12 protein-coding genes and 1 pseudogene are annotated in these 18,610 nt (G+C 57.8%); 1 reads left to right on the plus strand and 12 read right to left on the minus strand.

What is annotated here, in order from left to right:
- Positions 1-575: 575 nt before the first annotated feature.
- The 10 genes and pseudogenes from GSQ93_RS20280 to istA all read right to left on the minus strand — a co-directional run.
- Positions 576-4,682 (minus strand): P-loop NTPase fold protein, encoded by a 4,107-nt coding sequence (locus GSQ93_RS20280; protein WP_174254654.1) that lies wholly within the window; start codon positions 4,680-4,682, stop codon positions 576-578.
- Positions 4,683-5,454: 772 nt separating this feature from the next.
- Positions 5,455-6,081, minus strand: a complete 627-nt coding sequence (locus GSQ93_RS20285; protein WP_158937424.1) for a DUF2326 domain-containing protein — start codon at positions 6,079-6,081, stop codon at positions 5,455-5,457.
- 92 nt (positions 6,082-6,173) lie between these two features.
- Complete coding sequence (locus GSQ93_RS20290; protein WP_158937425.1) at positions 6,174-7,070, minus strand: hypothetical protein; 897 nt, start codon at positions 7,068-7,070, stop codon at positions 6,174-6,176.
- Positions 7,060-7,281, minus strand: a complete 222-nt coding sequence (locus GSQ93_RS20295; protein ID WP_158937426.1) for an ABC-three component system middle component 7 — start codon at positions 7,279-7,281, stop codon at positions 7,060-7,062. The genes GSQ93_RS20290 and GSQ93_RS20295 overlap by 11 nt, the downstream gene beginning before the upstream one ends.
- On the minus strand, positions 7,278-8,048 hold the full coding sequence (locus GSQ93_RS20300; protein WP_158937427.1) for an ABC-three component system protein: 771 nt from the start codon (positions 8,046-8,048) through the stop codon (positions 7,278-7,280). The genes GSQ93_RS20295 and GSQ93_RS20300 overlap by 4 nt, the downstream gene beginning before the upstream one ends.
- Positions 8,049-8,412: 364 nt before the next feature.
- Positions 8,413-8,988, minus strand: a complete 576-nt coding sequence (locus GSQ93_RS20305; protein WP_158937428.1) for a recombinase family protein — start codon at positions 8,986-8,988, stop codon at positions 8,413-8,415.
- A 137-nt stretch (positions 8,989-9,125) separates the two neighbouring features.
- Entirely contained in the window at positions 9,126-9,569 is a 444-nt protein-coding gene (locus tag GSQ93_RS20310) for a GNAT family N-acetyltransferase (RefSeq protein WP_158937429.1), read from the minus strand.
- A 236-nt stretch (positions 9,570-9,805) separates the two neighbouring features.
- Complete coding sequence (locus tag GSQ93_RS20315) at positions 9,806-10,024, minus strand: hypothetical protein (RefSeq protein ID WP_158937430.1); 219 nt, start codon at positions 10,022-10,024, stop codon at positions 9,806-9,808.
- A complete protein-coding gene (gene istB, locus GSQ93_RS20320) occupies positions 10,021-10,788 on the minus strand; it encodes an IS21-like element helper ATPase IstB (RefSeq protein ID WP_158937431.1) in 768 nt (255 codons plus the stop codon). The genes GSQ93_RS20315 and istB overlap by 4 nt, the downstream gene beginning before the upstream one ends.
- Positions 10,775-12,033 (minus strand): annotated as a pseudogene (gene istA, locus GSQ93_RS20325) (IS21 family transposase); the annotation flags it as partial. The gene istB and the pseudogene istA, both read right to left, overlap by 14 nt.
- 58 nt (positions 12,034-12,091) lie before the next feature.
- On the opposite strand from istA, the gene GSQ93_RS20330 reads away from it, so the two are divergent.
- Complete coding sequence (locus tag GSQ93_RS20330; protein WP_158937432.1) at positions 12,092-13,546, plus strand: hypothetical protein; 1,455 nt, start codon at positions 12,092-12,094, stop codon at positions 13,544-13,546.
- Between the two features lie 230 nt (positions 13,547-13,776).
- On the opposite strand, the gene GSQ93_RS38200 is transcribed toward GSQ93_RS20330, so the two are convergent.
- Positions 13,777-16,779 (minus strand): patatin-like phospholipase family protein, encoded by a 3,003-nt coding sequence (locus GSQ93_RS38200; RefSeq protein WP_158937433.1) that lies wholly within the window; start codon positions 16,777-16,779, stop codon positions 13,777-13,779.
- Positions 16,780-16,917: 138 nt separating this feature from the next.
- Positions 16,918-18,516, minus strand: a complete 1,599-nt coding sequence (locus GSQ93_RS20340; protein WP_158937434.1) for a hypothetical protein — start codon at positions 18,514-18,516, stop codon at positions 16,918-16,920.
- Positions 18,517-18,610: the final 94 nt, after the last annotated feature.

An 18,610-nucleotide genomic window follows, 5' to 3' on the forward strand; every position in this document is an offset into this window, starting at 1 on the left:
TCCTTGTGGACATCCAGTCCGACGAACAACGTGCTAACGTTTTGCATGCTGGCCTCCGTGTTGGAAATAAAACCTTCGAGTGCTGGGTACGCCCACACTTTACGGCTCTGGCTCTATGCTAACCCGCGCGTTTTAGCACCTCACGCGGGGGCCAGCCCTTATTGCCACGAAAGTCATACTGACTTTGAAATTACCGGGATTCTTCCCCGCGGGCATAACGAAGAGCGGCTCCGCCTTTTCGTGCCAATCGAGGTGCATCGGTGCCCACATGCAAAGCAAAGGGCGCACGTTCAACAAATCGCCCCGCATTTGGCAGAGCACCTTGTTAAGGCCCTTGTCGCGGGTAATAAATTGCCCATCCTTCCAGCATTTCCCGAAGTTCATAGCCATCGGATTTTTAAGTTCTTTGTGACTCAGGTTTGCGCAGAGCTCCTTGCCCGGGGATACAGAAGGTACGTCGATAGGTGCCAGGCTTCGCCGTGGTCCGCACCTATGTAGGCCTCACAAGTCCTGTTAGCTTTCGCAGGGACCGCGGCGAACCGATGAGTGAACAGTTCGCCCGAGCCAGCACGCTTCTAACTGTTTTTATGGATCTGGTCTTCGATCCGGCCCAATTCCTTGGACGCTCCAAATGCACCGGAGAGAATCGCAACATCGCTTGCCGTCAGATTTTCGATGCTCAGCCCCTTCAGCGCAACGTTGCCGACAAGCCGGTTCGCCATGGCACATGCCCGGCCCTTGATCGTTTCCGTCCCGAACTCATGGAACCGGCCCATCAGGCCGAGGGCCAGGTCCGAACGTGCCTTGCCCTCGTTTATTAACTTTTCGATGGTCTGTTCGCTGTCGAAAATCGCGGCCGAGGTGGCCTCGCTGCTCGGCACGTCCAAAGAACGGGGAATTAGGTCAACAAAAAATCCTCTGCTAAATATTTCGGAGCGTGAAATGGCTTGTCTCCAGAGTCTTGCCCTTAGCTCATCAGCAATGTTGGCGTCGACGAGCAGGTCTTTCAGCAACGCACGTCCGCTGTCATCCTGAGCAGAAAGCCACACATTCAAGGCTAGGTCTGCGTCCCCACCGGTCTGAACGGCACCGCGACGAAGCAGAGCCACGGTAACTGCTCGACGCGCATCATCCTCGATGTGTCTTGAGACGATCTGCCATGCCTCGTTGAGTGTCGCTATCTGTTCCGGCTCGCTGATTTTCAACGTGCTTACGAGCGCATCAATCTGCTCGACTGACAGGCCGGGATATCGCCGAAAGAACGGTAGCGCTAGACGAGGCTCGACCTTCCAGAGAGCGCATGCGGTCTCGATGAGACTCGCACGCTTGTCCTGCCCGACCACACCGCGGTCGAACATGTCGGAAGCGGAGCCGAGCACATCGTCTCTCACTGTTGCGGCTTGGCTGATTGAAGTCGCACAGGCCTCACCAAAGAGTACAGACGGGTCGTACGGCACAAGCGTCGGGCCAGGCGCAGGCCACTGACCGACCATGTGTCGATGCAACAGCGCGTAGTGACCGGGATAGTTTCTGGCCTGCTGGAAGAGCTGCTGCAGCGAGGCTCCAAGCGTTGAGGGCGTTGCATGGGCGAGCACTTTTGCTATGGGTGGAAAGATCGCTTCAAGATAGTTGCCGTTTGCGCTCCGGTTCGCGAGATTGTTCAAAGCGCTGTCCAAATGCCCCCTAAATGGCGCCTTGTCCCAGCTGGAGACGGGAAGCCCGCGGACGAACGCTGAGTAGCGGTTTGCCATGGCATCGTTAATCGGTTCTGCGTTCAGAATAGTGGTCGCTGCGTTCGTGGCCGCGACCTTGAGGCTGTCATCTTCTGCAGGCAGAAGATCCGTCAGCATCTCGATACAGGGCAGTGGAAGGTCCGAAATAACCCGCGGAGCCCAGTTACTCAACACTGTCGTGGCTACGGGAGCGTTCACCCGACGCAGTTGAGAAACGACGTCGCACGCTTGCCGGGCAAGAGCATCCTTGCGACTCCATGCTGTTGCAAGCACGACCAGACCCTGCAGCGCGCTGTCGTCGAGCGACTCTATCCGCGCCGTAACCAACTTCATCAGCTCAGGGAATGCCTCATGAACATCGACCTCGGAACTGTCGCCCGTGAGGTCGTGCAGCAGACGGGTGGCAAATGCGCTGACAAACGACGAGATTTCAACATCCGTCGCGAGCCCTTCGTTTGACACGGCGACTTGCCAGGCGGTTCTGACTGCGCTCGGCTGACTGAGCCCCATAAACCGGTAGACGATTGGCCACGTCGCTCGCCGTGTCTCTTCTCCAACCGGCATCTGCGCAGAGAACACGTCGTTAGCACGTTGCATCGCGGCGTCCATGTCGAATGTTGCCGGCTCGTCCTTTTCAAGTTCACTTGCAAGCGCGTCCACGTAGCGCGTCCCCAAAGAACTAGCGATGCTACCTATATCAGTTGAGAGCCACGCCTCCAGCTCCTCAAAACCGAGCTGTCTGGATGCGCTGTGGACGCGAACATTTCGAGCCAGCAACCAATTTAGGAACAGTCCATCTTCCCTTGCTTCCAGGCCATGTTCCGCACGCACACGGATAGCGAGCGCGACAATGGTTCTCACCATCCCAATCGCCTCGTCCAGACTTGGTGTCTGACCGGAGTCAAGCTTGAAGCCCAGATCCTCGTCACTTACCATCGCGTCGCCGATGAGGCGGGAAGTCACGGCACGTTTGTCGGAACCTGACGCTTTGATGAGCAAACCCTTTATCCGAACAGGTCCCAGTTGCGAACGTAGGCTCGGACTGTCGTCAAGCGTCCTGCAAAGCTCGTTTAGCACCTGTGTGAGAGGAGGATCCGGGATTCGCTCGATTACGTCCGCCATCACGCGTGCACCATTCGTGCGGCGCGCTTCCGTTTCGCCTCTCATATCTTCAAAAAGGTTATACAGATTTTTTGCCTGCTCCACACTCAACGGCGAAACATCATAATGCCTACCCAGTCCCTCGAGAACGCCATCGGTGTCGCCGGATACGAATGCGTTTCGCAACGGGGCAATCTTCGGCCCCAGCCGCCGGGTAATAGGATCTTCTGAGAGCAGTAGCAAGCTTTCCAGTGGCTGAGCCCATCGAACGCCTACGAGCCCAGCGAGAAACTGACGAAGTGGCCTGTATTCTGATCGCAACTGCGGTTTCTGTTGAGCGGCAGTCCCCTCCCCAACCGGAGAAGGTTCGGGCATCAGGTACTTGTCGGCGAGGATTCGCCGGATTGATTCCGGACGCTCAGACAAACTCTGCCCTCTCACGACGACTTCTGTGAGGTGAAAGAGAAGCTCAGGGTCGTCCTGCAGTTCGCGATAAAAATCCGGGAAGCTCACCTTCAGGGCTGAAAGTGCGCCGAGTGATATGGGATGGTCGGTGACAGCCCCTTCATGCAAACCGCCTGCGCGATCGCTACCAACCCCGTCGGCTTCACGCTTTTTTGCGAGCCACCATGACTGCTCAAACGCGTTGACAATTTGCAGCGCATTTCGTGGATCCTGGACGCCCGCATGAATCATTCTGTCAACAACGGGCGCCAGCGGCACACCGCGCGCTGCGAGATCGGCTGCAACGCCGCGCATGCTTTCCAGTTTCCGGGTAGCAAAGTCTCGCATGTCGTTACGGGGTGACGGTGGAATCTCCAAGCGGAATTGGAAAATCCGGTCGAGATACCGCCGAGCATCAAACCGGTTGAACACTGACGCGGGCAAATCGGCGGAACGTCGGCCTTTGGCCAGCGCGTCCGCAATCTTCCCCTCGTCGCACGAAATGACGAATACCAGACCAAGTCCATGCGGCAGGCGACCTTTCGGAATCTCCATGAACGTGCGCACGCCATCCAGACCGAGCACCATCTCTTCCGCCGACAACCTGTCCAGATCATCGACGAACACAACCAGCCGTTCACATTTCTTCCCATCCCGACCATCTGGGGACTTGTCTTCTCCCTCCTTGTAGCGGGCCAGCTGCCCAAGCAACATGTCCTCGTACTGCTCCGAACCGGTGCTGGGAAGCATCACCCGCGTCATGGCAGACGCGGCCTTCACTTCTGGTGGTTTCACGTGCTTCAGCACGTATCCAAAGAGAACCGAAACACACAACATCAACGTCACTCTGGTCGCGTCATGACCGGCGCCAAGGAACCAGTTGCTGGCAGCGAGAATGACGATGAATGCGGCCATAACCGCCAGCACAGCGGGAATCGGCAGCATCCAGGAGCGAAGCGTTTCCCAGAAGTATTTGAGCGTTGGCTTGGGCTGTTCCGTGACGTGGCTGATTTGACGGAAGAGTCGGTCCTGCAGGTTTTCCTCGTGCCCACCGAGCTCAAGGAATACGTGGCGTAGTAGTGCCCGCTTGATGTCCTGGTCGCGGCCCCCAAAGCGCCATGCATTAAAGGTTATGCACTGAATCTTCTCCAATCGCCTCGCGCCCTGATGCTTGGTGGCATCGTTTCGAAGCTCTGCCATGTACATCTCTTTGATGCTGCTCTTACCCGTACCCCAGCCACCGAGAAGGCCAATGCTGAACGGCGTCGAGTGATTCCCCGACTCGATCAGACTACGTAACGCGAGCGCAAAATGACGATGACCAAACGCATCGAGTTGAGCGTCTGCGATCTCCCGGTCTAAAACGGACGGCATTTCGTTGGCAGTGGGAATTTCTCTTTTCATGGTTTTTTAATAGCGTTGTTCTGACATGAAGATCGATTGAAAACTTGCTCGATTCGATTGTGCTCGCTCGATCCTGATCGAAATGGGCAACGCGGTTTATCCGGCAGACCGAAGGTCCCACCCTCGAACCTGAGCGCTCCTGACCGTACATGCGGTGTGGATCCAGTTATGGCACACGGCATGATACTCCGCAGTAAGACTCCGAACGAACGCGCCCGGACGCTACGGGTTCGATGAACTGGCAACATGTGACAGCCATAAACTGCGATCTGTCGTCGCTGCGGGAACAACATCTAGTCTCCGGGGATTCGCTCAACGTGCGACTGTCACGGGCAGCCGCGTGCACGAGATCAGCGGCAGAAGAGACCAAGCGAAGCTATCGACGGCGATGCGCAGAACACCTCATATCCCGGCGGGTAGCGGTCGACACTACTTTCGCTTGCACCAAAGCTCAGTTGAGTCCCACCCAGCGCGAACTTCTAACGAGCGCCATCGCCGGGTTCGCCGGCACCCGTATGCGATGCACTCTTTGATCTCCGCGAGGGGGCGAATGTTGCGCCGGTCCTTGACGCCTCGATTTCAGGGTCGAGCGACGGCAGAAGGTGGTGAACGTCGACGAGTTCGCAGTTCGCCTCGTAAGCGCGTTTTGTGCCGGGATGAATCGACCGATCGCCCGCGACGGACGCCGTTGCTGTTTCGTCCGAGCTTTAAACACCCAGTGCCTACACAAGCATCGCGCGAGCACCTCCGCACAGTACACGGAGGCGTGACCTTATTGTTTTCGCCAGTCTTTTACGTATAGCAGTCCGGTATTGTTTAAACGGACGACGCTTAGTCTCTGCAGGGTGGCTGCGGTCTCCTCGCCATACTTATAAACCTCGTCGAGAGCGATAAATGTCTGGCTTGAGAATCGCTCGTACTCTTTAATAAAGCGGGCCACGGCGCGATTTTCCACATTTTTAAACAATGGCGAGTCGTGTATCAGGATGGGCAGGTCTGTCAACTCAAAGATCGCCAAGTCAAAAATCACCAAATTTGCAAATGCTTTGCCCGTGCCTGTGTCATCGACTATTTGGTATGAATAGCTACTTTCGCCTAGTTCAAGAGATGGCGACTTGGCATTCTCCCCGTAGACGCGCTCGACAATTTCGTGGATTTTCGCGTTGATGGAGCCTTGAATTTCATACACAATTTGCGTTTTAAGTTTTGATAGTTCCTCACTAAGAAGGCCGTAGTCCCCGTCTATTGCGATTTTCTTTTCAAAATATTCATTTTGACGTCTAAGCTTGGTCCACTGTTCAGACAACATCGTCACACGGTCTATCAGTGCCGTCGGATTATCGTAGTTTTTCAGTCGCGCGCTGATTTGCTCGTCTATCTCCGCAAGAGCCGCGTTCAATCCCGCCTGCTGTGCTTTTAAATCGGCGGCGGATTCGACAAGTTCTTTCTTTAAAATCGCAGCTAGTGAACTATGAAAGGTCTCAATTGACGCTATCCGCTCGGCATTAACCGAGGGGAAAAAAAATCCCGGAGCGCTTCAAACTGCTCACTTCGAATGTATCGACAATCATTCAAGTTTCGCTCGGTCCTCTGCAACTTCTCCTTGATCCGTAGCAGTTGGGAGAGAAGAGCATCCTTTGCGCGTTTCAGGTCGAGTAAGTCCTTATCCACGACCTCGCGGATATTCAGTGCATATTTTGCGAGATCGAACTTAATGGCATCTACTTCTTGGAGAATTCTTTCCAACCCGACCTGATTTTTTGAGTATTGTCGCGCGCCAATTTTTTCGACAATCGAGAATTTAACAGCTTGAGTGAGCGCCTTCCGTTCGCTTTCCTTCCGATATAACTCAGCCTGCGCGCTCTCAATCTCTGCGAAGCGATCAAATATCTTTATTAGAATCGAAATACACTCGCGTGCCCCCTGATTAGGGATGGCATGCAGCGGATGCCGGACGTTCGAAACGTTGTCTTTTGGCCAGATGCGAGAATAGGTTCCTACGAATGCTCGGAAACTCAGGCCCTGCTTCGCTGGAAAATAACATGATTTTAGCCATTCAGTGTATGTCCGAAGGTCGATTTCTTCGACGGCTCGATAATCTGAATCACAGCGAAGTACGAAATTTGGCGTTATTGTTTCTCTGCTGAAGAAGTATGCCTCTCCGTCAAAATCAAAACGAAATTGATACGAGTGCTCGCCTAACTCTCTGATAGCATCCCGGTTCAAATACAAGAATGAATCGCCTCCAAAAACGAAGTCGACGATCATAAGGGCCGTGGACTTGCCGATAGAATTCGCGGCATTATCGTCGCCTAATACAACGTTCAATCCCTCGCGAAACTTAATGACACCTTGTCGTAAAACCGTGGAGCGAACTTCATTCAACATAATTAACCACGCCTCGTTCGAAGTTTATGTCAATTTTGTCTAGCAAATAGAGCACATCGACGGCAAAGAGAAATTCGTCGATCCCCTCAAATTTCTCAGCAACCGACATATAAAGTTCATGGACGCTAATCTCACCGGGGCCGCGCCGAAGAAGGGGCAGTTTTCCGATTATCGAGTCCTTGAGAGGTATAAATTTACTTGGTGTGATCATTCGAATAGCTCGCAATTTTGCACGTAAAAAGCCGCGATTACCTCTGCTGCTTCCTTTGACGCAAGTTCGTGCTTTAGTCGAATCCAATCAACGGTATTTTCGAAAATTTCTTGTTGACTACTGGTCACAGTGGTTTGCTTGACATAAAACGTCTTCACTTGCAAGGCGATCAATACTGCTTTCGTCGGGTCGTTTCTTTCCAGATCAGCAAAACGGTCTCGAACAAACAAATAAAAGGAAGACACATCGTTTTTTATTTTTCGCTTAGTAATCGGTCGAATTGAGCTATTGAGTTTTGCATCAATATCTTTTGCCTCAAATTCAGTCGATTCGTCAAATTGAACATTGCTGTCGATCAGTGAATTGATAACGTCTATTATCTCTGACTCTAGTTGATACTGGCCAAATATCTCAATCTGCTCTGATTGTTTGATCAAGTTTTCCTTCTTTCTTACCAGATCGCAATAGCCCTCTATTGTTTTTGGATTGTCGAAAATGTTATGGCATGTGAAACATAGCGGAATCAGGTTGTCCTCATGGTTCGCGTCTTCTGACAACTTCTTCTGACTTTGTAAAAGCTCAAGCTCATCGTCGGTCGGATTGAGCGGATAAATATGTGCAATCTCATACTCCCGGAATGTGGTCTTCCCCTTCTTTTTGAAGAGCGGCTTACCACAATTCGGGCACGCTTCGCTAACTTGGGTACACAGGGCCACTTCGAGGGCTCTGCTTATAGTTGGGCGAGGATTCGCTTCCTTCTTAGCCACATTATCTCCGGGTCTCATCACTGGTAGCAATGCGATGTGGATAGTGCATAGTTTGTAGCACTCTGTAAAGGCGTTCGTATTATCAGCGACCTTTGTTGTTGTCCGTGACCATTTATTTTATCGACGTTGCAGGGCCGCACCACTGCCCGAGATGGGTACTCGCCGAGATCCCGATTAACGCTTAGAAGACGCAACGGGCCGTCGCTTCAATGTGCGTGTAATGCATAGGCAGGCGGGCATTTGACCCGCGATGCTGGAAACAGCGGCGGTTTGTTCTGATTTGGGGTCGTCTCAGAATTCGGAAAAAATCGTACGCTAGCAGTGTCCGACGTGACTGGTCGCTCGTCCGTTCAATGCCTTCTCGTCATCGTTCTAGAGCCCGATAAAGCGTGGCGCGATGGACACCAAGCAGGCGGGCAACCTCAGCTACAGGCTTTCCGTCTTGCTCGATAAGCTGGCGCGCGTGGACGATGCGTCCAGCGTCAAGTGATGGAGTCGGCCCAAAGCGCACGCCGCGCGCTTTGGCGGCAACCCGTCCAGCGCTGGTACGCTCCACGATCAGGGAGCGCTCGAAATCCGCCATACCGGCGAATACGGTGAGGACCATGCGCCCGGCCGGAGTGGTCGTGTCGGCCCACGGTTCAGCCAGCGATCGCAGACCCGCACCGGCGTCCTTGATACGTTCCGCGATGTCCAGAAGGTCACGCGTAGACCGGGCCAACCGATCAAGACGGGTGACCGTCACCACGTCGCCGGCGCGGAGATGCTCAAGCAGACGGCTAAGCTCGGGCCTGTCGCGTTTTGCGCCACTGACCTTTTCTTCGAAGATCCGTGTGCAGCCGGCTTCGCGTAATGTGCTTCGTTGCTGGGCGAGATCCTGGCCTTGGGTGGACACTCGGGCATAGCCGATCAGAGGCCCGATTTCGATCTTCTTGACCATGTTGCACCTGTCGCAATATATGTCGCAGAAATTCTAACACTCGCGACAAAGATAAGCGACACGCAAAAGCCTTATGCAACGGGCACCCGAAAAATGTCGCGGGTTTTACAAGTTACGCGACATGCCATCGACGTCCCTCATAGTTCCAACTGCAGGACGGGTCGAGTCCATGTGATTCTTCCCGCAGCTTGTTGAACTCCAACCCGCTGTGCGCCCATTCGCTCGTAGAAGCCCAAGGATGGAGGGTGGGACACGATCTTCACATGCCTCGCCCCCAACGCTCTGGCGCGATCCCGCATGTGACGGAAAAGCGCGTTTCCAACGCCCTTGCCTTGCGCCGCGTCCGCGACAAACATCAAGTCCAATTCCACGGCCTCGCCAACGATCAAACTGTAGAAGCCAAGTAGTTGTCCACGACCTTGCGCAACGAAAATTTCATCTCGGGCGATCTGCTCCGGTGAAACGACATAGGCACTCAACATCGCCGCAAACATGCCCGAGTAAGCCGATGATGATCGCATCAAGGCGGTTAGCGCTTCGGCGTCTGCTGCTATAGCTCTTCGAATATTCTGACGGTCCATCTAATAGCATCCCCCTAAAAAACGCGGTTTCCGGCTTGCGTCCCAGATCGCGAGACTTAAAAGTTACGCGACATGCAAGCCGGAGACAGCCATGAGGCAGTTCAAACGGCGCGTCCCGCTCATCAATGGGTGGTGTTAGCGGCGGTGTATATCTGGCACTAGACGGCGGCGCAAGGTTGAGTAGGAGCGCCAACGAGTGGGAGTCGTTACCGGCGCCTACTATCGAGTGATGGTCATCAGAATGGATCGTTGACGTCGTTCAGGTGAGCGTTCACGGGAGGGCCGCGTTGTTCGTGCAACTGTTCGTGCAATTGGACCTGATAGTGCATGCAGATTCGCTCGCGTAGATCGTCGATGAGTTCGACGACGGCGAGCGCTTGATCGGCGGACCAGTCGTCGGGGATCAGGAAGTCGAGTCCACAAGTGATTCCAGAAGGTAGATGAAGGCGCGTCATGAGGTCTTCTTCTCGGCCTTTGCCGCACTACGTTTCTTCGTGCGTTGCTCAGCGCGTTCACGCGCCTCCTTCACGCGATAGGACTCTCCCTCGATCACGACGACTTCCGCACGATGCACCAGTCGATCAACAAGGGAGACGACGCAAGCCGCGTTCGGAAACACCTCATGCCATTCGCCAAACGGTCGATTGGTCGTGACCACCGTTGATGCAACCCCGTATCTCCTGCTGACGAGTTCGAACAGCAGATCCGCGTGGCGGTTCGAGTATGAGAGGTAACCGACCTCGTCGATCACGAGGACGTCGGGCGCGGCATAGCGGTTCAGTCGGCGGCGCAAGGCCGAATCGCTATCGAGCGCGGCCAGTTCACCGAGCATCTGGCCGGCCGTCGTGAACAAGGCCGTGTGGCCATGCACGATTGCCTGATAGGCGAGATTGAGTGCCAGTGTCGATTTGCCGACGCCGTTTGGGCCTATCAGCACGACGTTCGCGGTGTCCTTGACGAACTCAAGCGCCATCAACTCTTCGACAACGGCGCGATCGCACCGCTTGGGCCATGCCCAGTCGAAGTCGCACAGCGGTTTGAAGCTGCCCAGATGGGCATCGCGGATACGTCGCTCCAGAGAACGGCGTCCGCGCTCGTCCTCTTCCCACTGCAGCAATGGCGCGACCCACGGCTCGGCCACCACATCGGGCCAGTGTGCTATGAGTCCATACAGGCGCAAGGCGTGTGCGCGGTTTTGCAGATCATCAGGCGAGCTCATCAGTGCCTCCCGTGATCTGGTCGTAAATGTCGAGCCGATGGGGTGTCACCAGCGTGTCCTTCTTGCGCACGTGTTCCGGCATCGGGATGGCCACTGGCGGAGGCAGCTTGCGCGCCTCGCGCCGGCGCTCCAGCGCTAGACGTACCGGATTCGGGTGAGGCGCCGCACCACTGGCGAGAGTCTCCTCAATGGCCGCCTGCAGTTCGGAGGCACCATAGCGGTCAAGCAGGCGCAGTAGATTGGCTGTGATGTTGCCCAGGTTGCCGCCTCGTTCAGCGGCGCGCAGCATCAGCGTCTGGCTGGCCGGTGCCGCCTGGGCCAGATGGTCGAGGCCTCGATGGTGACGGGCCTCGCGTTTGCGTGCAACGAGGGCGTCGATATGTGTGGCAATTTCGATCTGTGCGCCACGATCGTAACTTCGCACATGGGTGGCGAGCAGATCGGCACCGTCGAGAATGCGTACCTGGTGCGGATTGGCCCGTACTGTGAGCGTGCGCCGCACGTGCGTATGCGGGATTGTGTAATCGTTCAGGTCGAAACGTACGTAAGGGGTCTTGTTGACCTTCACGGCCAGTTGCAGCTCGCACGGATACGGATTCGCCGGCAAGGCGAGCAGGCTGGGCTGTTCGCGGGCGAAGGCCTCACGCACGGTGATCGTGGGCTCTTCCCGGCACGGTCGATCAGCCGCAGGTCCAGCGCACCAGAGGGCGGCCTGAGCATTGAGGTCGTCAAGGTCGACGAATTTGCGCGCGGCAAAGAAATTCTCGCGTACAAACCGTATAGCCCTTTCGACGCGACCCTTCTCATTTCCTCGGTATACGGCCACGGGACGGGGCTCGTAGCGATGATGCGCGGCGAACGCGAGCAGCGTCGGGTTGAAGCGGATCGCGTCGCCCCGACGTTCGAGCACTGCGCTTTTAAGGTTGTCGTACAGCACGACCCTTGAGACACCGGACCATGCCGCGAAGGCCCCGGCGTGACCGGCCAGGAAGCTGTCCATGCGCGCATCGAGGAAGAAGTGCAGTAGATCTGTCGCGACCACGACAGCACCATCACGAAGGCCATCAGGGGTCGGCGCGCACGGCCGATCTGCAGGTGGCCGAAGCTCCCCCAGTCGCATTGAGCTTGCTCCCCAGGCAAGGTGCGAAGCCGAAGGTACGCCTCGGCCACCGGGCGCGGACGATGAAGCGAAACCAGGTGTCTGAAGTGGTGCTGACCGCCGCGGTAGCCGCGCTCATAGACCATCGGGCGAGGTTCAACGCTGCGTTACACATGCGAGGGACGAAGAATAATGCGGGATAATATGGCCCCATTTTCAACGCCACATCGCCATGAATCAATCCGTTTGCGCTGCCCCCACAAAAGTGGCTACCAACGAACGCAAGATGATGGCCGTTCGGGCTTTGGCGGGTGCAGAACCCGTGCCGCGCTGGATGACCTCTTTTCGACTGAGCAGACTGACGACCAGAACAAGGTGCTTTTCTCGTTGTCGGTCACCAAACGATGGCTGGAGCAGGCCACGCTTGGGCTGACGATGATCGCTCATGCCTCGATGCGCGGTGTCGTGGAATTCATGCGCGATGTGCTGGGCGTGTCCATCAGTCTGGGCACCGTGCACAATATCCACCAGCGGGCGGCGCAGCGCGCCGTCGTCATCAACGACAGCGTTGACCTGTCGGCGATCCGGGTGGGACTGCACGATGAGCTTTTTCAGGGCTCGCAGCCCGTGCTCGCCGGCATCGACGCCGCCTCGACCTATTGCTATCTGCTGGCCGCCGAAGACCATCGGGACGGTGACACCTGGGCCGTCCATCTGCTCGACCTTCAGGCGCGTGGACTGAATCCCGATTACACGATTGCCGACGCCGGCACGGGTCTGCGCGCCGGCCAGAAACTCGCCTGGCCCGGTATTCCGTGTCATGGCGACGTGTTCCACATCCATCAGCAGTTCGAAACCCTCGTCAATATCTGGGCACGCATCGCCAGCGGCGTACGCTCGCTACGCGAAGCCCTCGAAGCCCGGCTCGCCAACCCGCGCCGGCGCTGCCAAGATCACCTGCTCGTGGCTGAGCTGGTCGCGCTTCGCCAGCTTGAAGCGCGCTCGTCTCAGCGGGCGGACGACCTGCGCACCCTCGCCCAGTGGCTCGAACGTGACATTCTGTCGCTGGCGGGTCCTGAGCGGGCCGCCCGTCAGGAGCTGTTCGACTTCATCGTCGATGAACTTCATCAACGTGAGCCTGAAGATCCATCACGCATCGGCACGATGCGCGTCGCCCTGCAGAACCAGCGCGACGTCCTGCTCGCCTTCGCCAGGGTGCTCGATGACAAGCTGGCCGCCATCGCGCGCGCAGCGGCAGTGCCGGACTTTCTGGTCCGCGCAACGTGTCTGCTGCATCGCAAGCCCGACACTTCTGGCACCTTCTGGCAAGGCTGGAACCGGCTGCATGCCGCCATGGGGCGCAAGTTCTACGGGGTCTGGAGCGCGGTCTCGCAAGCCATGCAGAGCACGCCACGCAGCAGCTCGCTGGTCGAAAACCTCAATTCCCGGCTGCGCAACTGCCTGACGCTGCGGCGCCATCTGAACGGTAGCCGCGCCTGGCTGGGCCTGCAGCAGTTCTTCTTCAATCACCGCCGCTTCATGCGCAGCCGGTGCAGCGAGCGGATCGGCAAAAGTCCGCGTGAAGCGATGACGGGAGAAGAGCATCCTCACTGGCTGACGCTGCTCGGACTCGGGCCGCTTCAGCCCCGGCAAAGTTGATCGCCTGAGGTTGCAGGCCTAGAACTAATTCGCATTACATATTAATCCTGCCTGAAAACGCAGGACAGTTCAGCTCGTCGGTGTAACGCCAAAAACACGCGTTTTGAACCACGCCGGAAGACCTCTAGATAGCAGACACACGCAGACACACGCGGCTTTGCTGAGTGAACACCGCGTGAATCGTCATCGCCGCCCGGCAGGCGATGTTGCGGCACACATCGCGGCACACATCACTTGACGCCTGTGCAATATCGCAGAAGTTCCTCAAGCGATTTGCCATCCGGGAACAGCTTCTTGAATGTATCTGTCTGCAGTTGACGGCCGATCAGGTAGCCCAGCTTGCGATAGCTCTCGAATTGCGCTTCGTCGAACCATTGATCGAGCGTGGTCTGCTGCGGAAAGGTCGTGTTGGTCAGCGCGTAATTCATGAGATCGGATGCGCTGGAAATGACATCCTTTGTCAGCGTGGGCTTGATCAAAAGCAGCGTGCCCTTGAACGCAGGCGCCTTCGTGCCCGTGGTGATCGCGGGATAGTTGATGACACCATCCACCACATACGCGCCGCTTTGCGGCGGCGGCCGCTTGTCGGGCAGGTCCTTAAGCCGCAGCGGGTCCACATCGATGACAATGTCGACGCCGAAATCGGCCGAGCACTTGCGAATCGTATCGGCGAGATCATCGAAGCGCAGCGGCGCGTCCTCGCCGCAATCGCATACGACAATCACCTGGGTCCGCCTGCGCACGAGCTCGTAGAGTCCGAGATTATCGAAATGCCCGCCATCGGACAGGTAGAGGTAGTTGGAATCGCCATTCGCGTGACCGAACAACTCGTTGATGTAGAGGGTTCCGCTGAACACCGGGTTCGGCGAGACTGGTTTTTCCAACGCATAGCGGACCGGGTTCGGACACCATCTGCCCAGACGCACGTTGAACATCGTCAGCAGGAACGCCACGCCCGGGTCGGTATGAAAACCCCAGTTGGGACTCGCCGCCGCGCCCGAGATCGCCACGGCGCCGCCGAGCATCGGCCCGACATCGAAAAGCGTCCCAACTTGCCTTGTCGTGCTGCGTTCGTGGCCGCCTCGGGACTTCCCGCGCATGTAGTCCGCGGTCGGTAAGAAGGTGCCCGCTTGCTCCTGCCCGGAGACATAAGCCTGTGGCAACCCGAACCCGCAATAGCGCGGCGAGAAGAAGAAGGAGCCGCCCTTGCGTTGCTGCCAGGCAAGGTTCTCGCCTTCGGTCAGGTTCACGGTCGTGTTCAGAATGTGATACGGCCGCTGGACGAATGTGCCGGTCGCTTCAGGCGAAGTCCTGCGCGCGGCCAGCTGATCGAGCGGAATATCGTCGGCGGGGTCGAAGCCGGTGAACGGGTCCGGCTTGCGCGTTTTCAACGCACTGCGGGACGCACCGAGATAACAGCGAATCAGACGGTTGCGATAGAAGTTATGCAGCGAAAACAGATTGACGTCCACGCGCAACGCCAGCAACGTCCACGCACCCGCCACGCCGGCCATAGCGATCAGGACAGCAGGCACGTAGGGTCCGGCAACAGGATGTCTCGTCTGCTCCGTCATTTCGTTCATCATCGCGTCGAGCACGCAAAGGTACGCCTGCGATTGGCCCTTCGCCGGCTCGACGCATGCGTGCACCGCCTCGCGCGCGTGCAGCGCGGACTGCCAGATCTCGTGGATCGCGTACGAAAGCAGGATCATTAGCCCCACCATGAAGACATAGGGCACCACGACCAGCACGCGTTCGGTCCAGGACGGCCCCTCGCCGCTCGTCTTGGCCGACGCGCCCTTCAGGACGCCCCACAGCGACGCCAGCAGCCATGCCGCACCGCCGGCTCGCGCCCAGTTCTCGCCGAAGACCACGAGCGCCGGCCCATACACCGACACCACGAATATTCCACCTACGAAAACGATGATGGCGATCAGCCAGCCGCCGTAGCGAGCCCACCATTCCTGCACTTCGTACTCGAACATGCGGCCCACGAGCCCGAGATGCACGACGATGATGAGCGAGAGCACGCTCAGAATAAGAAACGGCGCAACCGAAATCGCGACCCACAGGGTCGCGTCCACCGCTGAAGCGTCGCCGCCGAACGTCGCATAGGCGGCGCTGACAAGACCCCGCACGAGCCACAGCGCGAATCCTCCCGCCCCTCCGGCAAGCAGTCCGAACAACACGATCCAGATGCGATTACGCTGGCGCGCAGCGCCGTTGCCATTCGCCGCAACGGAGGGCTCCGGCTTCGGCTCCGGCTCCGGCTTCGGCTCCGGCTTCGGTTCGTGCGCCGGCAAATCGAAGGCGACGCTCTTGCGCTCGGCGGGAATCAGTATCGAGCCGACGCCGAAGATGAACAGGAAGACGAGTATCCAGTGCACGGCGGTATCAGCCCCGGCGGGCGTCTTAAGCGTCGCGAGGATCGCCATCGCCACTGCCAGGATGAAGGAGGCGACGACGCCGGGCGCAAGGATCAGCCATAGCACAAAGCCCGTACTGCCGGTGAGCTCGCTGTCCCCGGAGTTCATGTTGCGACGGATGGCCCAGATGCTTAGCCACAGCAGCACGCCCACCAACGCGAGCATGCCGGTTACCGTCTGGCCGGCCGCCTGCGCGGCCTCGCGCGCGGCCAGATGCTGCGTCAAGCTCGCCAGAAAGAAAACGGCCCTCGGCACCAGCAGCAGGAAGCTCATCAGCAGGATGAGCATGCCCTGGATCAGCGTGAGATTGCGCAGATAGGCAGCGATGGCGGCGAGCGTATCGGTGCTGAGCAGGCCGAGCCTGGGCGTCAGGTAGTTGCTGTACTCGCGCAGGAAGACGATCGACGGATCCTCTACGTCCTTCTGGCAGCCGTTCTGGGTCGGACTGAGTATTTCCTCCAGTTCAGCCGGTGTTCCGGACGGGCAACGGCGATAAATCTGCGCCGAAAGCCACCCGCCGATATAGCCGCCGCCGGACACGGTCGAAAGATAATCGAAGTGGCGCAGCAGCTTGTTCTCGGACAGCGACTGAATCACGCCCAGACAAAACGTCGCGCTGCGGATGCCGCCGCCCGACAGCGCAAGCCCCGTGAGCCGAGTCCCGCCCGCTGAGTTCGCAGCGGGAAGCGCGCCCATATCGAGCGCATTTCTCGTGAGATCGATGTGCTTGATTTCGTCCTGCATCACCGTTTCGAACGCAATACCCGCTCCGTCGTTCTTCGGCGCTTGCGCGTCAGGAATTGTCATCGCCCGCCTCGTTCGTTTAGAACTGCAATTGTTTTTTCTTCGCGCCCGGCTCAGAGCGGCGGATACGCGGCCGCGAGGGATGATCGGCGCCTTAAGCCCTTAAGCCCTTAAGCCCTCAACCCCTCACCCCCTCACCCCTCACCCCTTTTCGCACTCTTGAGGCGGCGGGGGTTGACGGGGTTGATCAGGTTGATCGGTCTGATTGCCTGGAAGATCGGTATCGCCGAACATCTGGCGCACGACATCGAGGAGCGCGGGATTCATCACGTCACCGTGTCCATTGATGATGCTCGGCTCCGCCCTGATGTTCCACACGAGCGTCTGCGCATTGTTCTCACCCTCCTGCTGGTTGACTTCAAGCGTGGCTCCGCCGCAAAACGTGCGCTTCCATGTCGCTGGAAAAGTCGCGGAGGCGTTCAGTCCGGCGATAAAGTCTTGCGACTGTTTCACCTCACGCGTCTTGTTGTCCTTCACGGCCTGCTCGAGGTCCTGGTTCGTGAGTGTCAACAAGGCGCTGCCCGGCTTCCATCCTTCGCAAACCGCGTTTGCCGCCGGCAATGCGTTTTGCGCGCCGGCGCCGGTTGCCTCTGATGCAGGACCATGCAGCACATGGGTGACATAGCGATCCATGTTTCCCGGTGTACGCTTGATTGCGGTTGCCTGATCGGATGATGAAGCCGGGCGCTCGAAGAGCGTATTCAAGAAGCGCCCGGCGGGAAATGCCATGCCGGTGGCGAGGTCGGTCTCGGACGTGATCGACACCAGCACCGGCGGGACATAGCACTTGTGCTGCTGACGGTTCGCCACGCGATAAAGCGCCTCAAACCTCGATGCCTCGAATGCGGGGTTCACGAGCACGATCAAGTCGGCGACACGCTCTGCCTGGGCTTCTGCCGCGCGGTCCTTCGACTCGTTGCCGCCCGAGTGCAACGGCGGCAGTCCCGCGAGATCGCTTTGCGCCGTGAGCGACTCGATCAACGGGCCGGATGTGGCGGCGTAAAGAATCAGTCCACCGAAGCTGTGCCCGATCATCAGTGTGCGCATGGCGGGGCGCCGGTGCTCTCCGAGCGCCTGCAAGTTGAAGTAGCGCTGCATGCTTCGCAGTCTTGCAAACAGCTCGCGCACGGAGCCGGTGGAGACGCGCGACGCCGCGTCCTTGCGGCTCCAGAAAGAGAGATCGAGCCCCGGATCGGGCACGAGCCACGGCTTTCCGCGCCATCCGACATAAATGCCGATGACCTGACGCTTCGCGGACTGATACAGCTCGTCCGAGGCCGCGCGTTCGAGCAAGCGGCGGAACTTCATCACGTTGTCGTCATCCGATTGCGCGCTGTGCTTCCAGCCGTGTACGAACACGATCACCTTCAGGTCCGTCTTCGCGCGGAGATGCTGCTTCAAGTCGTCCATCAGCGCGTCGATCTGTTGCGCCGAATGGTCGACGCCCGCGCCCGGCGCTGCGTCCGACGGCGATGCCGCTGTCGCATCCGAAGCCGTTGCCGGTTCAGGATGCAGCCAGCCTTGATCGTCGAATTCCACGTAATGCAGCTCGTATTTGCCATCGACGAGCTCCGGCGTACGATTGTCACACCCGGCGTCTGTGTTGCCATTGCGGTCGGCGGGACATTGGGTTTTGTCCAGCCAAGGATTCACCACATTGGTCCTGTACGCTTCATGCGACGCGCAACCAAAAAGCATCGCAGTCCCGAGAAGGGCGAGCATTGCCGTCTTTGTACGCATACGCTGTTCCTCGAAGAAGATGTGGCGATTCGAACAAATACGCAAGGCAAATCGCTTCGGTATGGGCGTCGGATGCTCAATTGAGTCGCAGGCT

It is taken from the genome of Burkholderia sp. S171 (assembly GCF_009766085.1).
Taxonomy (GTDB): domain Bacteria; phylum Pseudomonadota; class Gammaproteobacteria; order Burkholderiales; family Burkholderiaceae; genus Caballeronia.